The 17518-nt window shown below is 70.5% G+C and carries 11 protein-coding genes and 1 riboswitch; of the genes, 9 read left to right on the top strand and 2 right to left on the bottom strand.

Annotated elements, in window-relative coordinates:
• Nucleotides 1–2: 2 nt before the first annotated feature.
• Nucleotides 3–1052, bottom strand: a complete 1050-nt coding sequence (locus Afe05nite_RS30770) for an AAA family ATPase (RefSeq protein ID WP_203820756.1) — start codon at nt 1050–1052, stop codon at nt 3–5.
• A 298-nt stretch (nt 1053–1350) separates the two neighbouring features.
• On the opposite strand from Afe05nite_RS30770, the gene Afe05nite_RS30765 reads away from it, so the two are divergent.
• Nucleotides 1351–4203 carry a M36 family metallopeptidase gene (locus Afe05nite_RS30765; protein ID WP_239118309.1) on the top strand — a complete coding sequence of 951 codons (2853 nt, stop codon included), beginning with the start codon at nt 1351–1353 and terminating at the stop codon, nt 4201–4203.
• A gap of 347 nt (nt 4204–4550) precedes the next feature.
• On the top strand, nt 4551–7358 hold the full coding sequence (leuS, locus tag Afe05nite_RS30760) for a leucine--tRNA ligase (protein WP_203820755.1): 2808 nt from the start codon (nt 4551–4553) through the stop codon (nt 7356–7358).
• Nucleotides 7359–7411: 53 nt separating this feature from the next.
• Here the strand turns inward: leuS and Afe05nite_RS30755 are convergent, their stop codons facing one another.
• Nucleotides 7412–8266 (bottom strand): C40 family peptidase, encoded by an 855-nt coding sequence (locus Afe05nite_RS30755; protein ID WP_239118308.1) that lies wholly within the window; start codon nt 8264–8266, stop codon nt 7412–7414.
• Between the two features lie 6 nt (nt 8267–8272).
• Nucleotides 8273–8408: riboswitch (cyclic di-AMP (ydaO/yuaA leader) on the bottom strand.
• A 408-nt stretch (nt 8409–8816) separates the two neighbouring features.
• On the opposite strand from Afe05nite_RS30755, the gene Afe05nite_RS30750 reads away from it, so the two are divergent.
• The 7 genes from Afe05nite_RS30750 (at nt 8817) to Afe05nite_RS30720 (ending at nt 17473) form a co-directional block, all read left to right on the top strand.
• Nucleotides 8817–10037, top strand: a complete 1221-nt coding sequence (locus tag Afe05nite_RS30750) for a MurT ligase domain-containing protein (RefSeq protein WP_203820799.1) — start codon at nt 8817–8819, stop codon at nt 10035–10037.
• Nucleotides 10038–10070: 33 nt separating this feature from the next.
• On the top strand, nt 10071–10781 hold the full coding sequence (locus tag Afe05nite_RS30745; RefSeq protein ID WP_203820754.1) for a type 1 glutamine amidotransferase: 711 nt from the start codon (nt 10071–10073) through the stop codon (nt 10779–10781).
• Between the two features lie 55 nt (nt 10782–10836).
• The gene (locus Afe05nite_RS30740) at nt 10837–11550 is read left to right on the top strand and encodes a TVP38/TMEM64 family protein (protein ID WP_203820753.1); all 714 of its coding nucleotides are present in this window, start codon (nt 10837–10839) and stop codon (nt 11548–11550) included.
• 857 nt (nt 11551–12407) lie between these two features.
• Nucleotides 12408–12839: a division/cell wall cluster transcriptional repressor MraZ gene (gene mraZ, locus Afe05nite_RS30735; RefSeq protein ID WP_203820752.1), complete on the top strand. Its 432-nt coding sequence runs from the start codon at nt 12408–12410 to the stop codon at nt 12837–12839.
• Nucleotides 12840–13080: 241 nt separating this feature from the next.
• Nucleotides 13081–14133 (top strand): 16S rRNA (cytosine(1402)-N(4))-methyltransferase RsmH, encoded by a 1053-nt coding sequence (rsmH, locus tag Afe05nite_RS30730; RefSeq protein WP_203820751.1) that lies wholly within the window; start codon nt 13081–13083, stop codon nt 14131–14133.
• Nucleotides 14130–15131: a cell division protein FtsL gene (gene ftsL / locus Afe05nite_RS30725; RefSeq protein ID WP_203820750.1), complete on the top strand. Its 1002-nt coding sequence runs from the start codon at nt 14130–14132 to the stop codon at nt 15129–15131. The genes rsmH and ftsL overlap by 4 nt, the downstream gene beginning before the upstream one ends.
• Before the next feature lie 5 nt (nt 15132–15136).
• Entirely contained in the window at nt 15137–17473 is a 2337-nt protein-coding gene (locus Afe05nite_RS30720) for a peptidoglycan D,D-transpeptidase FtsI family protein (protein WP_203820749.1), read from the top strand.
• Nucleotides 17474–17518 lie beyond the last annotated feature (45 nt).

The raw sequence follows: 17518 nt of genomic DNA, 5'->3' as shown, positions 1-17518 counted from the left end.
GATCAGCGCCCCCGCGACTCGTACTGGGTGCCCCCGCCGGCGGACGGTCGGGTGTCGTACGGGGAGCGGCTGCGCTCGTGCGGCAACGGCAGCCGGTGCACGATCTCGGACACGATCGCGTCGGTGGTGCGCCGGTTCAGCTGGGCGTCGGCGGTCGGGATGATGCGGTGCGCGAGCACCGGCACGGCGAGCGCCTGCAGGTCGTCGGGCAGGACGTAGTCGCGGCCCTCGAGCGCGGCGACGGCCTTGGCGGTGCGGATCAGCTGCAGGGTCGACCGGGGCGACGCGCCGAGCCGGATCTCCGGGGCCTCCCGGGTCGCGGTGACCAGCGCGATCGCGTACTGCTGGACGGCCTCGGCGGCGTGCACGTCACGGGCCGTGGCGATCAACCGGCGGATGATCGCGGCGTCGGCGACCGCGCGCAGGTCGTTCAGCGGGTCGTGGGCGCCGTGGCCGGTCAGCATGGCGAGCTCGGCGCGCGGGTCGGGGTAGCCCATCGCGATGCGGGCGGTGAACCGGTCGCGCTGCGCCTCGGGCAGCGGGTAGGTGCCCTCCATCTCGATCGGGTTCTGCGTCGCGATCACCATGAACGGCGCCTGCAGCTCGTAGGTCGTGCCGTCGACCGTGACCTGCCGCTCCTCCATGCACTCCAGGAGAGCGGACTGGGTCTTGGGCGAGGCCCGGTTGATCTCGTCACCGACCACCAGGTTGGCGAAGACCGCGCCCGGCTTGAACTCGAAGTCGCGCGTCTCCTGGTTGTAGACGCTGACCCCGGTCACGTCGCTGGGCAGCAGGTCGGGGGTGAACTGGATGCGGCGCACGGAACAGTCGATGGAGCGGGCGAGCGCCTTGGCAAGCTTGGTCTTGCCGACGCCCGGCACGTCCTCGATCAGCAGATGGCCCTCGGCGAGCAGCACGGCCAGCGCCAGCCGGACCGTTGCGCTCTTGCCCTCGATGACCTGCTCGATGTTCTGCATGATGGCCTGCGTGGCGATGCGGAAGTCCTCGCCGGTCATCGGTCCACCGGGCTCGTCCCAGGTCGGGGTTGTCACGGGCCTCCTCCAAGTCGTTCTCGCCGCGGGTGCGGCTGCGGTGCCGCTGAAAGTGCCGCTGAAGAGAGAGCAGCACGCGCCCGTCCCCACAGGTTAGCCCGATCACAGCAAACCGCCGAGGGCGGTCGGCAGCCCTTGTTCGATGATCGTCAACCGGACACGCATATCGGATGGGTAAAGAATCAGACATCGGCCTAGTTACATTTCCCGATCTTCATGAAGAGTCAGCCCTCGACGGGCCGCACCAGTGCGGCCCGGCCGAGAGGGGCAGAATTTGAGACCGTTATCCGTACCGTCCGTGACCCGGCGGGTAGGGGCGGCGACCGCAGGCGTGCTGTTGCTCGCCGGCCTGCTGCCGGCCACCGCCCAGGCGGCACCGGACCAGGGCAAGGGCGCCGCCGAGGCGACCGGACGGCAGAAGGACCAGCGGCGCGCCGACTACGACAGCCGGGAGAGCCTCGGCGCCGCCGCGGCCGCCCAGCCGACCGCCGCACTGGCCCGCTCGATCGTTCCGCAGGCGTCCACCGCCGCGGTGAGCAAGCTGCGTGACTCGCTCGGCATCCAGGGCATCGTCGACATGGACAAGTCCACCGGGACGCCGCGCCGCGTCGCCCGGCTCGACGGTTTCCTGACCGCCAAGAGCAAGCAGAAGCCCGAGAAGGTCGCTCGCGACTACCTGGCCGCCCACTCCGACGTCTTCGGCCTCGACGCCACGACGCTCGCGAACCTCACCCTGCGCCAGGACTACGTCGACGTCGAGGGCACGCACCACCTCAGCTTCGTGCAGACCGTCGGGGGCGTCCCGGTGTTCGGCAACGGACTGAAGGCGCACGTCACCAAGGACGGCCGGCTCGTCCAGGTCGACGGTTCGCCGCTGCAGACCGTTCCGGCGGCGGCCGGCACCGCGAAGATCACCGCGACCGGTGCGCGGGCGGCCGCGGTCAAGGACGTGTTCGGCAACTCCGCCGCCAAGGTCACCAAGACCGAGGCGGGTGCCGTCAAGAAGACCACGTTCTCCGACGGCGGCAACGCCAAGCTGGTCTACTTCCAGGCCGCCGGCGGTCCCCGCCTGGCCTGGCAGACGGTCGCGGTCGACGAGGGCTACGTGCACGTCGTCGACGCGGCCAGCGGCGAGATCCTCTACCGGCAGAACACCGTCGACGCGGACGCCGGCCTGGCCTGGTCGAACTACCCGGGCGCGCCCAAGGGCGGCGTGCAGAAGAAGGTCGACCTCAGCAAGTGGCTGCCGAACAACTCGCCGTGGCTCGCCGGTAACGTCGCGCACGTCTACTCGGACGTCAACGACGACAACGTGGCGAACCCCACCGAAGAGGTCAAGCCGTCCGCGAAGAAGAGCTTCGCCTACCCGTTCACCGATTTCTCGGCGACCGTCGGCGGCAAGTGCTCGGCGCAGTACAAGTGCTCGTGGGACCCGAACACGCCGAACTCGTGGCAGGTCAACCGCGAGCAGAACGCGGTCCAGATGTACGACTTCCTGGGCACCTGGCACGACCACCTGCTCGCCAAGCCGATCGGCTTCACCCGGACGGCCGGCAACTTCGAGGCCGTCGACGGTGACGCGGTGCAGGGCCAGTCGGACGACGGCGCGAACACCGCGGACGGTCTGCCCGACGCCGACCACGTCGACAACGCCAACATGAACACCCCGCCCGACGGCACCCCGCCGGTCATGCAGATGTACCTCTTCCTGCCGGACGACCTGTTCATCGCGGGCAACTCGGGCGACGAGTCGGACATCGTCTACCACGAGTACACCCACGGCCTGTCCAACCGGCTCGTGGTCGACGCGAACGGCAACTCCACGCTGGGCGACGTCCAGGCCGGCTCGATGGGCGAGGCCTGGAGCGACTGGTACGCGATGGACTACCTGATCAACGAGGGTCTGGAGAAGGACACCGCGGCGATCGGCGACGTCCTGGTCGGCAAGTACGTCACGGCCGGCACCACGATCCGCAGCGAACCGCTCGACTGCACCGTCGGCGCGCCCGCCACGGTCTGCCCCGGCACCGCCAACAGCGGCCCCGGCGGCTACACCTACGGCGACTTCGGCCGGATCTACCGGGGTGGCCCGGAGGTGCACGCCGACGGCGAGATCTGGGCGCAGACCCTGTGGGACCTGCGCAAGGCGATCGGCAGCAAGCAGGCCGAGTCGCTGGTGACCCGGGCGATGGAGCTGTCCCCGGAGAACCCGTCCTTCCTGGACCAGCGCAACTCGATCCTCGCGGCCGACCTGGTGGTCAACGACGGCAAGCTGGCCAAGACCATCTGGAAGGTGTTCGCCGGTCGCGGCATGGGCTACTTCGCCGCCGCCCTGGACGGCAACGACGCCCAGCCGGTCGAGGACTTCTCGGTGCCGCCGTCGGCGAACACCCCGAAGGGCGCGCTCACCGGCAAGGTCACCGACACCGACACGGGCGGCCCGGTCTCCGGCCTCACCGTCGGCTTCGGCGGCCACGCCTCCGGCTTCGCCGGTGACCTCGAGGCCACCACGGCCGCGGACGGCACGTACACCATCTCCGGGATCATTCCGGGGACGTACGCCAAGGTCTTCGCCCGCGGTGCCGGGTACGACCAGCAGGTCGCCACGCTGTCGATCCCGTCGCACACGGTCCGTAAGGACTGGACGGTCCGCAAGGACTGGGCGGCGTCGAGCGGCGGCGCCTCGATCGTCAGCTTCAGCGGCCCGGACTACACGCCGTACGCGTGCGGCCCGGTCAAGCTGATCGACCAGTCGCAGCTCTCCGGCTGGGGCTCGGACGTCGCCGCCGGTGGCCAGTACGCCATCGTCAAGCTGTCCGGCAAGGTCGACGTCAGCCAGCTGGTGATCAACCCGTCCGCCACCTGTGGCGACGACCCCACCGCCTCGACCGGTAACTTCCGGGTGGAGACGTCGGCCGACGGCACCACCTGGACGGTGGCGGCCACCGGCGCGTTCCCGAACGGGACGGTCACGCCGACCGTGGTCGCGCTGAACGCCGGCACCGGTACCGGGGTCGCTTTCGTCCGCTACACGATGCTCACCACGCAGGGCCAGAACGCCGGGCTCTGCCCGGCCGGCCAGCCGCCCGCGGCCTCCGGTTGTGTCTTCCAGGACTCGACCGAGCTCGCGGTCTACGGAGGCGCTGCCTAAGCAGCAGCGATTGCCGCCGGTCGGACGGCACGCGGCTCCCTCGCCCGCGCGGTTTGCGGGTGCTGGGAGCCGCGAGTCATCTGATCGGAGCAAAAGGCAATCGCCCGCGGAGCCGGCCGGCTCCGCGGATACCGGTCGCCGCTCTTGCGCGGCGACCGGTATCATGCTTGGCATGGTCCGGCAGTTCCTGCTTCTTAGCCGGCCGTGCTGCCCCTGCCTCTAGAAGGCCCCGACGCCGTTTCGAGCCGGGCACAGCACGGCGAACCCCTCCTGCGTGAGGGGCTTTTTTGTGCCCATCTGAGCCGACCCGCAACGGGAAAAAACCGAGTGACCCCGTTGAGATTGTGATGCCGACCATGAGCGAGCAAGAGACTCCGCGCTTCCGTTACACGGCCGCGCTGGCCAACGAGATCGAGCTGCGCTGGCAGGCGTGGTGGGCCGAGCACGGGACGTTCCACGCGCCCAACCCGGCGGGCGAGCTGGCCGACCCGGCGCACCCCCGGGCCGGCGCGCCCAAGCTGCACGTGCAGGACATGTTCCCGTACCCGTCGGGTTCGGGTCTGCACGTCGGTCACCCGCTCGGGTACATCGGCACCGACAGTTACACCCGCTACAAGCGGATGGCCGGCTTCAACGTGCTGCACCCGATGGGCTTCGACGCCTTCGGCCTGCCCGCCGAGCAGTACGCGGTGCAGACCGGCACCCACCCGGCGGTGACGACGGCCGCCAACGTCGAGCGGTACAAGAAGCAGCTGGCCCGCCTGGGCCTGGCCTACGACGACCGGCGCTCGTTCTCCACCACCGACCCGGAGTACTACCGCTGGACGCAGTGGATCTTCCTGCAGGTCTTCGATTCCTGGTACGACGAGGAGATCCGCAAGGCCCGGCCGATCCCGGCGCTGGTCGCCGAGTTCGAGGCCGGCACCCGGCCGACGCCGGTCAAGCCGTGGGCCGAGATGTCGCCGGTCGAGCGGCGTGCCCTGATCGACGACCACCGGCTGGCCTACGTGAGCGAGGCCCCGGTCAACTGGTGCCCCGGCCTGGGCACGGTGCTGGCCAACGAGGAGGTCACCCCGGACGGGCGCAGCGAGCGCGGCAACTATCCGGTCTTCAAGCGCAGCCTGAAGCAGTGGATGATGCGGATCACCGCGTACGGCGACCGGCTGATCGAGGACCTGGACACCCTGGACTGGCCGGAACCGGTCAAGCTGATGCAGCGCAACTGGATCGGCCGTTCCCGGGGCGCGCACGTCGACTTCCCGGTCGGCGACGAGCGGATCACCGTCTTCACCACCCGGCCCGACACCCTGTTCGGCGCGACCTACATGGTGCTGGCGCCGGAGCACGAGCTGGTCGACCGGATCGTCCCGGACGCCTGGCCGGACGGCACCAGGCCGGTGTGGACGGCCGGCGCCGCCACGCCCGCCGACGCTGTCCGGACATATCGGACGGAGGCCGCGGCGAAGACCGACGAGGAGCGCACCGAGTCGAAGGTGAAGACCGGCGTCTTCACCGGCGCGTACGCGACCAACCCGGTGAACGGCGCGCGCATCCCGGTCTTCGTCGCCGACTACGTGCTGGCCGGCTACGGTACCGGCGCGATCATGGCGGTGCCCGCCCAGGACGAACGCGACTGGGCCTTCGCCGAGGTCTTCGAGCTGCCGATCATCCGTACGGTGCGGGCCCCGGACGGTTTCGAGGGCGCCTTCACCGGCGACGGCCCGGCGATCAACAGCGACTGGCTGGACGGCAAGGAGGTCGCCGAGGCCAAGGCCGCGATGATCGCCTGGCTGGAGCAGCACGGCCACGGCCGGGGCGCCACCACCTACCGGCTGCGCGACTGGCTGTTCAGCCGCCAGCGGTACTGGGGTGAGCCGTTCCCGATCGTCTACGACGAGACCGGCCTGCCGATCGCGCTGCCGGACTCGATGCTGCCGGTCGTCCTGCCGGAGGTCGACGACTTCTCGCCGCGCACCTTCGACCCGGACGACGCCGACAGCGAACCGGAGACCCCGCTGTCGCGCAAGAAGGACTGGGTGAACGTCGAGCTGGACCTGGGAGACGGCCGGAAGTCGTACACCCGGGAGACCAACACGATGCCGCAGTGGGCCGGCTCCTGCTGGTACGAGCTGCGCTACCTGGACCCCCGTAACACCGCGAAACTGGTCGACCCGGAGAACGAGGCCTACTGGATGGGCCCGGCGAAGGACGGCGATTCCGGCGGCGTCGACCTGTACGTCGGCGGCGTCGAGCACGCCGTGCTGCACCTGCTGTACGCCCGGTTCTGGCACAAGGTCCTGTACGACCTGGGTCACGTCTCCTCGTTCGAGCCGTTCCGCAAGCTGTTCAACCAGGGCTACATCCAGGCGTACGCGTTCCGCGACACCCGCGGCGTCATCGTGCCCGCCGAGGAGGTCGTGGAGCGCGACGGCCAGTGGTACCACGGCGAGGAACGGGTCGTCCGCGAGTACGGCAAGATGGGCAAGTCGCTGAAGAACGTCGTCACCCCGGACGAGATGTGCGAGCAGTACGGCGCCGACACGTTCCGGGTGTACGAGATGGCGATGGGACCGCTGGACGTCTCGCGGCCGTGGGAGACCCGCGCCGTGGTCGGCTCGCAGCGTTTCCTGCAGCGGGTGTGGCGCCTGGTCGTCGACGAGGAGAGCGGCGCGGTCCGGGTGGTCGACTCGCCGGTCGACGAGAAGACCCGCAAACACCTGCACCGCACCATCGCCGGGGTCCGGGAGGACATGGACGAGCTGCGGTTCAACACCGCGATCGCCAAGCTGATCGAGCTGACGAACGCGCTGACCCCGCTGCCGGTCGCGTCGCGGGAGGCGATCGAGCCGCTGGTGCTGATGACGGCCCCGTTCGCGCCGCACCTGGCCGAGGAGCTGTGGGCCAAGCTGGGCCACAGCGGCTCGCTGGCGTACACGGCCTTCCCGGTCGCCGACCCGGAGCAGCTGAAGGCCGAGTCGGTCACCTACCCGGTGCAGGTCAACGGCAAGGTCCGGGGGCGGGTCTCGGTGGCACCGGACGCCTCCGAGGATTCGGTACGCGAGGCCGCGCTGGCCGCGGTGGCCGAGGTCGTCGAGGGGCGTACGCCCAAGAAGGTGATCGTGGTCGTCGGGCGTCTGGTCAGCGTGGTCCTGTAGACGCCGAAAGGGCGCCGCGCTTGATCGCGCGGCGCCCTTTCCGACCGTTCTGCTTAAGCGACGAGCCGGCGTACGACGTAGTTGCTGCCGTACATCTTGTGCTTGCCGACCCGGGCGCCGGTGTGCGGCGAGTCGTACATGTAGCCGCCGCCGGCGTAGATGCCGGCGTGGTAGCCGTACGAACCGGACCGGAACACGACCAGGTCACCGACCCTGGCCTGGCTCTTGGCGACGGACTTGCCGTAGTCCTGCTGACCGTCGGCCTTGTGCGGCAGCTTCTTGCCGGCGGCCTTCTTGTACACGTACTGGGTGAAGCCGGAGCAGTCGAAACGGCTCGGCCCCGCCGCGGCGAACTTGTACAGCGCGCCCGTGTGCTTCTTGGCCTCGGCGAGGACCTTCGCGCCGCTGCCGCTGGTGACCGCACTGCCGGCGCTACCCCCGCTGCCGGCCTTCTTGACCGTGAAGCGGTAGGTCTGCGAGTACTTGACGTTGTAGTTGCCCGCACCCAGGTAGACCGCACGGAACGAGACGTTCGCCAGGGGCTTGGCGTACAGCGTGGCGATGCCCTTGCTGCTGATCTTGGTGGCCGTCCAGGCCGTCCACTTCCCGCCCCGGTTGCCCTCCAGGCGGACCCAGCCGGTGGTGACCGGGGTGCCCGTCCGAGGGTTGTAGAAGTAGGCGGTGACCCGGGTCCGGGTGCCCTTCTTGAAGCCGAGGCTGCTCGAAGAGGTCTTGACGGCGGGGGTGACCTTGGCGGAGGCCTGGGCCGCCGCCACCACGGGGGTGGCGGCCGCTGCCGCGGTGGGCGCCATGAGCTGCCCTGCGCAGAGGCAGAGACCCAGGGAGAGCGCGGCAGTGCCGGTGGCGACGGACAGCCGTCGACGCCGGCTCGAGGTGTTCTCGTGCACGGTAAAGTTTTCCCTCCGGCACGCCTGCGAGGTTAGCTGTCGGGTTCGGGCGGGAAGGTGTGCCCGGTCGCTCTCGCGACTTCACCCCGAGGTGCCCCGTTACCCACCACCGGAGCGGGTGGTGGCGGGGCGGACCAGAAATGGGTCCCCCGTCCCTGCCCCCTCTTGCCAAGTTTTGTGCGGTGCTCGTGGCCGCGTTGATCGGCCCGGGGCAGGGCTCGGCGTGAACCGGATCTTCGCGGGCCGGCTCGTCGTGAGCCGGCCCAACCTTGCTACCCGAATTTTTTATCCGTCGCCGGACGCCAATTCGTCACTCTCCGTGTTTGACATGGAGGTGGGTGTCCATTTTGTTATCTCCACTAGACAAATGCCATCACCGGTCGTGCTTCCGTGATCACGCCGAGTGGAAGGTTACGGGTGAACTAGAACACACAAAAAATGCCGGTAACCCGCCGTTCGCAGGTAAGAAACGGTTAAGTAGACTCCCCGCCCTCCGCAACTCGACGTAATCGCCGAGTCCGGTACCCTCGCTGGCGTGACGGACGGCAAGATGCCCTTGCGGGCCAAGGTCGCGACCTCCGTGTCGAAGACCGCAGCAGCGCTCTCCAGGGCCGCGGGACGCGGCGACGGCTCGGTCATCGGCGGATGGATCGGCCTCAAGATCGACCCCGACCTGCTGGCGCACCTGGCCAACGGTCGTGCGGTCGCCCTCGTGTCGGGGACCAACGGCAAGACCACCACGACGCGGCTCGCCGCCGCGGCGCTGGAGGTGATGGGCCAGGTCGCCACCAACTCCTTCGGCGCCAACATGCCCACCGGGCACACCTCGGCGCTCGCCCGGGCCGGGAGCACCCCGTTCGCGGTCCTCGAGGTCGACGAGCACTACCTGGCCCGGGTGATCGACGCCACCAACCCCCGGGTGGTCGCCCTGCTCAACCTCTCCCGCGACCAGCTCGACCGGGCCAAGGAGGTCGCCATGATGGCGCAGCTCTGGCGCGACGCCCTCGCCGGGCACCCGGACGTGCGCGTGGTCGCCAACGCCGACGACCCGATGGTCGTCTGGGCCGCCCAGGGCACCACCCACGTCACCTGGTTCAGTGCCGGCCAGCGCTGGCACGACGACTCGTTCGTCTGCCCGCAGAGCGGCCACCCGATCGAGCGCGCCGGCGGCGACTGGTGGTGCGCGGGCTGCCCGCTGCGCCGCCCGGCGCCGCAGTGGCGCGTCGAGGACGAGGGCGTGCTCGACCCGCGCGGCGACTGGCACCTGGTCAAGCTGCAGCTGCCCGGTCAGGTCAACCTCGGCAACGCGGCCACGGCGCTCGCGGTCGCGGCCGAGTTCGGGGTTCGCCCGATAGAGGCCCTCCCGCGGCTCGCCACGGTGGCGTCGGTGGCCGGCCGTTACGCGCAGGTTGACCGGGACGGACGAAATGTCCGGCTTCTCCTCGCCAAGAATCCGGCAAGCTGGCTCGAGGCGTTCGACATGGCCGAGCAGGCACCCACCCTGCTGTCGGTCAACGCCCGCGACCCCGACGGCCTGGACACCTCCTGGCTGTACGACGTCGACTTCGCCCCACTGCGCGACCGGCCGGTGCTGATCACCGGGGACCGGGCCTACGACCTGGCAGTTCGTCTCGAAGTGAACGCTGTGCCGTTCCGGCACGTAATGAGTTTCGACGAGGCGATCCAGGCCGTACCAGCCGGCCGCCTCGAAGTGATCGCCAACTACACGGCGTTCCAGGACATCCGAGCGGAGTTGGACCGTGTCCTCTGAGCCTTCCCGCGGCGGAAAACAGAAGGTCGAACCATGAGTGAAAGCACCCTGCGCATCGTCTGGATCTACCCCGACCTGCTCTCCACCTACGGTGACCGGGGCAACATGCTCATCCTGGCCCGGCGGGCCGCGATGCGGGGCATTCCGGTCGAGGCCTACGAGATCCGCTCCGACCAGCCGATGCCCTCCAGCGCCGACATCTACCTGATCGGCGGCGGTGAGGACGGCCCGCAGGCTCTCGCCGCGCAGCGCCTGATCACCGACGGCGGCCTGCACCGCGCCGTCAACCAGGGCGCCGCCGTGCTGGCCATCTGCGCCGGTTACCAGTTGTTCGGTCACTCCTTCTTCGCGAAGGGCGCCAAGTGCTCCGGCCTGGGCCTGCTCGACCTGCACTCGGACCGGGGCGAGACCCGCGCGGTCGGGGAACTGCGCGGCGACATCGACCCCCGGCTGGGCCTGCCGCCGCTGACCGGCTTCGAGAACCACGGCGGCCGCACCCACCTCGGCCCCGGGGTGTCCGCGCTGGCCCGGGTGACCGCCGGCATCGGCAACGACAACCAGACCGAGGGCGCCTGGCACGGCAAGATCCTCGGTACGTACTCGCACGGGCCGGCGCTCGCTCGCAACCCAGCTATAGCCGATCTGCTACTGCGTTGGGCGATCGGCGCGGATAGCCTTTCTCCCGTTGACGACACCTGGGCCGACCGGCTCCGGGGCGAACGGCTCGCCGCGGCGAGCACCTGACGGTCCGCACGTTTCCAGATCATGAACCGACGATGAGTTGGGGCGGTACGCCTGCATGACCGACACCCTGATCGCTGTCCCGGCCCGCACCGCCCCGGCGCTGCCGGCCTCGATGAGCTGGAAGCGCCGCATGGTCCGCGTGGGAGTGCTGGCGCTGGTCGTGGGCGGCCTGGCCGCCGCCGCGGCGCTGCTCCCGCTGCGTGACATCGGTGACGCGATCCTGGCCCTGGGACACGGGGCGCCGGTGGCGATCGCCGTGGTCGGCGGCCTGCTCCTGTCGGTCCTCGTCCCGCGTACCGCCATCACGCTCGCCTGCGGTGCCCTCCTGGGCGCCGCCACCGGCGCCTTGACCGCGCTGGCCGCCGCCGTGATCGCCGCCGTCGCCACCTACTACGCGGGCCGCTGGGCCGGCCGGGGTGCCCTGCACGCCCGCGCCGGCGGCCGCCTCGCCCGCCTCGACGGCTGGCTCAACCGCCGGGGCCTGTCCGCGGTCCTGCTGGTGCGTTTCCTCCCGCTGGCGCCGTTCGGCCTGATCGGCTACGCGTACGGGACGACCTCGGTCTGCCGCAAGCGCTACCTGCTCGGCACCACCCTGGCCTCGATCCCGTCCGCGGTGAGCTACGCGGTGATCGGCGCCGCCGTCGCCAACCCGCACGGCCTCAACCCGATGAGCCTGGCCCCCGCCCTGATCGGCTTCACCCTGACGACAGGCATCGTCTGGCGCTGGAAGCGCACCGCCCGGCGCGAGGCCGCCCTGAACCCGGCCTGACCCCCGGGTCGTCTTCCGCCGGCCCCGAGCGGGCCGCCCGCCGCTTGGCCCCGAGCCGGGCCGCACCCCGGCGATCTCGAGTGACTGATCCTCGAGCAGGCCGATTTCGCTGACCGCCACCCCGCCCCGCTCGTGGCCCCGCTCGCGGCCTGTCGCGTGGGTCGGCGGCCGGCCCGATCCCCAGCCTTGACAGCCGCGAAAACCCTGATTCCGGCAAAACGGCGGACAGATCGTCTGGAGCGGTGCAGCCCCGTCGGGGGAGTAGGTGCGGCGGCCGGCGAGGAAAGCGGCCTCAAGCAAACCCCGGTGTCCCGCCTGGAAAGCACCGTGCGCGGGCGCCGATCTACGCCTTCGCGCAAGGCCGCGGCCGGGGTCCGAGCGCCCACTCCGGAGTCGACTCGTGGCCGGCCGGCCGGCCACGTCAGGGGTGGAACGGCGATCGGGCGGCTCCGGTCCGGGCCACGAACGGCCCCACCGAAGACCCGCGAAAGACCCCACGAAAGGCCCCACTTCGCTCCACCGGACGGGCTCCACTTTCCTCCCCAAGCGGGCTTGACACGGTGTCGGCGCGAAAGAAATAGGGCATTTTGCGGTGGTATGTACCTGGGCGGACGGGGGATGTCGGGTACCGGACGACGTTGATCTTGGGGATGTCCTCCACTCGGGGGACAAGTCGATGACCAGGGGTTTTGGGCTTGACGATCAATCAACGACGTGCTCAATCGGCTTGCGGGTGGAGGGAAGTGGAGTAGAGTGGAGCGCAGTAGCAGGGCCGAAGGGGGAGCTCGACCGGGGAGGCCTGTCGGCCCGAGTTGACAAGCGGCCCGCGAACCGCTGGGGCAGGGGGTGCAAGGCCGATGTTTCTCGGCACGCATACCCCACGCCTCGATGACAAGGGGCGGCTGATCCTTCCGGCCAAGTTCCGAGATGAGCTGGCGGGAGGTGTCGTGATCACCAAGGGGCAGGAGCGCTGCTTGTACGGGTTCCCGATGCCCGAGTTCCAGCGCATCGCGGGGCAGCTCCGGGAGGCTCCGGTGACCAACAAGGCCGCCCGTGCCTACAGCCGGGTGTTCTTCGCCAGCGCCCACGACGAGGTCCCGGACAAGCAAGGACGGGTGACCATCCCGGCGCACCTGCGGGAATACGCGGCTCTCGGCCGCGAGCTCGTGGTGATCGGGGCGAGCACCCGGGTGGAGATCTGGGACAAGCAGTCCTGGGACGACTACCTCGCGGCGAGCGAAGACGAGTTCGCCGACATCGAGGAGGGGGTGCTGCCCGGCGGGCTGTAAGGCGTGGCACCCGACCGGTCCCGGCCGGCGCCGCCGCCGTAACGCGAGATCTCCAGCCGCTCCGGCTCCTGGCACCTCTTCCCCGGTGCCAGGCGCCCGCCCGGTGAAGCGTGTCCGCTGGCAACGGGCCGCGGCACCAGGCACGAGCGGATGGGGATCTGGCGGTACGGACGCGGGCAGGACGCCCGGATGGGCCGGTGCGACGACTTGGGGAACGGCCGGGGTGCGTAGGGGGGTCGACATGGGGGAGCTGCGGGGCACACATGTGCCCGTGCTGCTCGAGCGCTGCCTCGAGCTGCTCGCCCCCGCCCTCGACCGGCCCGGCGCCGTGCACGTCGACTTCACCCTCGGCCTGGGCGGGCACGCGGAGGCGGTCCTCGAGCGCTTTCCGGACGCCGTCCTCATCGGACTCGACCGGGACACCGAGGCTCTCGCCCACGCCCGGCACCGCCTGGCCAGGTTCCGCGCCCGCACCCATCTCGTGCACGCGGTCTACGACGAGCTCCCGCAGGTGCTCGCCGACCTGGAATACGACCTGTTCCACAGTGGCCTGTTCGACCTCGGGGTCTCCTCGCTGCAACTGGACGAGGCGGACCGCGGGTTCGCGTACGCCCAGGACGCGCCGCTGGACATGCGGATGGACCAGACGTCGGGGATGACGGCCGAGGAGGTCGTCAACTCCTACGAGCCCGGTCAGCTGGTCCGGATCCTGCGGCAGTACGGCGAGGAGAAGTTCGCCCCCCGGATCGTCTCGGCGGTCGTGCGGGAGCGGGCGAAGGGGCGGATCACCTCCACGACCCGGCTGGCCGAGCTGGTCAAGGAGTCGATCCCGGCCGCCGCGCGACGAACGGGTGGAAATCCCGCGAAAAGAACGTTTCAAGCGTTACGTATTGAGGTAAATGGGGAACTCGCCGCGCTCGAGTCGGCCGTACCGGCCGCTTTGGACGCCTTGGCGCCGAAAGGCCGCCTTGTGGTGATGAGCTACCAATCTTTGGAGGACCGGATCGTCAAGCGTGCCCTCACGGCGAGGACGCGCAGCACCGGGCCGATCGACCTGCCGGTCGAACTGCCGGGAACCGGTCCGACCCTGCGTCTGCTGACAAGGGGGTCGGAGCCGCCGACGGACGAGGAAGTAGCGGCCAATCCGAGAGCGGCCTCGGTGAAGCTACGCGCGGTCGAGCGGATCGACCGGGACACGACGGGTGCCGAACGCGAACGGCCCCGTCTGTCGACGCACGGGGGACAAGGGCGGTTACGCCCGGGGGAACGCGATGAGGGGGAGGGGAAAGCATGAGCGAGCGCATTGCGCCGCGGCCGGGGGGCCGGGTCACGGATCATGCGGACGCCCTGGCAGGTGACGCCCGGGGGGCGCGTCGCCAGGCCGGTGCGAAAGACGACACGCGCCGGTCAGGGATCGCCGGCAAGGCGGCCGGCAAGAAGGCCGGCATCAAGGCCGACACCAAGGCCGATGAGGTACGCGGTGAGCGGGCCGAACTGGTTCGCGGCAAGGGCCGTCGCCCGGAGCCGGCCATCAAGACCCGCCGTGAGGAGGTCCTCGAGGAGCGGGCCGCCCGCGACCGGGGCAAGGGTGTGCCGGCGGCCGGTCGGCGCCCGGTGCCGGACGCTCCGGTGGACGGCACCGCCGCCCTGCGGGTCGACGCGCCGGTGGTGGATCCGGTCCGCCGGACCGGTGAGGTGCCGGCGCCGCCCCGGCTGCGGGTCGCTCCGCCGGTGCCGGTCAGCGCACCGCGGGCGCCGTTCGTGGCCTCGGTGATCGGCGTGGTGGTGGTCGGGGTGCTCGGCGTCCTGCTGATCAACACCAAGACCAACGAGAACTCGTTCCGGATCGCCGACCTGCAGAAGCAGGGCGCGATCCTGGACAACCAGCAGGCCGACGTGCAGAACCAGTTGATCGAGGCGTCCCAGGTGGGCAACCTCGACGCGGCGGCCCGCCGGCTCGGCCTGGTCAAGGCGGAGAACCCGGCCAAGCTCCGGCTGCCCGACGGCAAGATCATCGGCGTGCTGACGCCGGCCAACGGACGCCCGGCGATCACCGCGCAGGACGCCGCGACGCCGGGTGGCGGCAACCCGGTGGGCGACGCGGGCGCGGGCAAGGTGGCGCCGGTGAACGGTTCGACCACACAGAACGGCGAGGCGAACGGCGCGACCAACGGCCAGACCGGCGCGGGCCAGACCGGGGCGGTTCAGGGCGGGGCGGTTCAGGGCGCGGACGGCACGGCGAACGGGGCATCGGTGGGTAACGGCCAGACGCAGAGCGGCACGGGGCAGTAGGCCACATGTCGCCGCGAGAGGACGACACACCGCGCCGGGGCAACCAGCCCCGGCGCGGTACGTCTCGTGACCTTCCGGCCGGGGACACCGGCCCGGAGGAGACCGGGGAGAAGGCCCGGGGCCGCGGCTTCGGCATCGGCGACGCGCGGGCGTACACCCCGCGCGGGCGCACCATGGCCGAGCGCGACCAGCGCACCCGCTCACCGCGGGCGGGCCGTAACACCGACCCGTTCCGGCCGGCTCTGCAGGTGCTGGACGGCGGTCGCCCGCAGCGGGGGCGCCGGCCCACCGTCGAGCCGGCCGAGCCCAAGGACGAGCCGCGCACGAAGGAGCCCACCGGCAAGGAGCCGGCTCGCAAGGAACCGGCCCGCAGGGAGCCGCCGCGGGCCCGCCGGCCGGAGGCCGAGGAGCGCGACGAGCTTCGGCAGCGGCGCGAGCGGACCACGACCCGCGGTGGTGAGCGGTCGCGGGCGGCGGGACCGGCCAAACCGGCGCGGTCGCCGCGGACGCCCCTGTCCGTGCGTACCAAACAAGCCCGTACGAAAAAAACGCCCGGGGTGAGCCGCGCCGTGCGTGCGGTGGCCGCCGAGCCGCCGAAGCTCGCCAATCCGGTACGCCGCCTGCGGCTCGGCACCGTGCTCGCGCTCTCCCTGTTCGTGATGATCGGCGTGCGCCTGGTCGTGCTGCAGGTGGCCTCGTCGCCGGGCGACGCGGCGCGGCTGATCAAGCTGCGCGAGCAGCGGATCACCGAGGTCACGCTGCCCGCGCCGCGCGGCAGCATCCTCGACCGGGACGGCACCGTGCTCGCGCACAGCGTCGAGGCCCGTTACGTGGGCGCCGACCCGGTGCTGGTCAAGGACCCGGCGAAGACCGCGGCGATCCTGTCGCCGCTGCTCGGCGTGCCGCAGTCGAAGCTGATCCCGAAGATGACCAAGCACACCCGGCCGGGTGGTGGCCAGTCCCGCTTCGAGTTCCTGGCGCAGGGTGTCGACATCTCGATCGGCGAGAAGATCGCCGCGATGGACCTCAGCGGCATCGTGGTCAAGCAGGACGAGCGGCGGGACGTGCCGGGCGCCGACCTGGCGGCCAACCTGATCGGCTTCACCGGCGCCGACAACTCGGGCCTGGAGGGCCTGGAGGCGCGCTACGACTCGCTGCTGCGCGGCACCGCCGGCAAGCAGGAGTTCGAGATCGGCAAGGGCGACCTGAACAAGCCGATCCCGGGCGGTTACCAGAAGTACGTGGAGCCGCAGCCGGGCACGTCGGTGCAGCTCACCATCGACGCCGACCTGCAGTACGAGGTGCAGCGCATCCTCTGCGAGCAGGCCACGTCGTGGAAGGCGAGCATCGCCGGCGCGGTGGTGCTCGACGTCAAGACCGGTGAGGTGCTCGCCCAGGCCAGCTGCCCGACGTACAACGCGGCGAAGGCCGAGGACTACTCGCCGACCGACCGGGAGGACGTGCCCAGCGCGATCGTCGCCGACCCGGGTTCGGTGCACAAGGCGTTCATGATCGGCGCGGCCCTGCAGGAGGGGCTGATCACGCCGGACTCGTCGGTGACGGTGGGGCCGGCGCTGGAACGTGGTGGCTACCGGTTCCAGGACAGCCACGTCCAGCCCAAGGGCACCAAGATGACGATCCCGGGGATCCTCGCGCTGTCGTCCAACGTGGGCACCATCCTGATCGCCGACAAGCTCGGCAAGCAGAAGGTGTACGACTACCAGCAGAAGTTCGGGCTGGGCAAGTCCACCGACGAGGGTGTGCTGTTCGAGGCGCCCGGCAAGATCCTCACGCCGGACGAGTGGAGCGGTTCGGCGTCCGGCTCGGTGCCGATCGGGATGAGTGTGGACGCCACGCTGATCCAGATGGCGGCCGGCTACTCGGCGATCGCCAACGACGGCGTCTACGTGCAGCCGCACCTGGTCGAGGCGATGATCTCGGGCAAGGGCGGCAAGGTCACCCCGGCCGCCGCCCCGGCGACGCACAAGGTCCTCGACCCGAACGTGGCCGCCGAGCTGCGCACCATGATGGAGGCCGTGGTCGACACCAAGGACGCCACCGGCACCCAGGCGGCCGTCGCCGGCTACCGGGTGGCGGGTAAGACCGGCACCGGCAAGCGTCTCATCGACGGTCAGTACACGAGCAGCAACTACGGGTCGTTCATCGGCATGGCGCCGGCCGAGAACCCGCGGTTCGTGATCGCCGTCTCGGCCGAGGTCCAGCACGGCACCGGTGGTGACGTGGCCGCCCCGGCGTTCAGCAAGATGATGTCGTTTGCCCTGCTCCACTACCAGGTGCCACCGTCGGTGACGAAGCCTCCGAAATTCCGTATCCATCCGTAGCCCGTGGCGTTTTTCGTGTGCCACGGACTACGGGGTAGGGTCTGA

The organism is Paractinoplanes ferrugineus, assembly GCF_016862195.1.
Lineage (GTDB): Bacteria > Actinomycetota > Actinomycetes > Mycobacteriales > Micromonosporaceae > Actinoplanes > Actinoplanes ferrugineus.
Note: the sequence above shows the minus strand (reverse complement) of the source record. Positions and strands in the feature narration are given on the sequence as shown.

Coding starts and splice junctions, on each gene's coding strand:
- rsmH (WP_203820751.1), top strand. CDS start 13,081: ATGGGGGAGCTGCGGGGCACACATGTGCCCGTGCTGCTCGAGCGCTGC.
- Afe05nite_RS30745 (WP_203820754.1), top strand. CDS start 10,071: ATGAGTGAAAGCACCCTGCGCATCGTCTGGATCTACCCCGACCTGCTC.
- ftsL (WP_203820750.1), top strand. CDS start 14,130: ATGAGCGAGCGCATTGCGCCGCGGCCGGGGGGCCGGGTCACGGATCAT.
- Afe05nite_RS30720 (WP_203820749.1), top strand. CDS start 15,137: ATGTCGCCGCGAGAGGACGACACACCGCGCCGGGGCAACCAGCCCCGG.
- leuS (WP_203820755.1), top strand. CDS start 4,551: ATGCCGACCATGAGCGAGCAAGAGACTCCGCGCTTCCGTTACACGGCC.
- mraZ (WP_203820752.1), top strand. CDS start 12,408: ATGTTTCTCGGCACGCATACCCCACGCCTCGATGACAAGGGGCGGCTG.
- Afe05nite_RS30750 (WP_203820799.1), top strand. CDS start 8,817: ATGCCCTTGCGGGCCAAGGTCGCGACCTCCGTGTCGAAGACCGCAGCA.
- Afe05nite_RS30740 (WP_203820753.1), top strand. CDS start 10,837: ATGACCGACACCCTGATCGCTGTCCCGGCCCGCACCGCCCCGGCGCTG.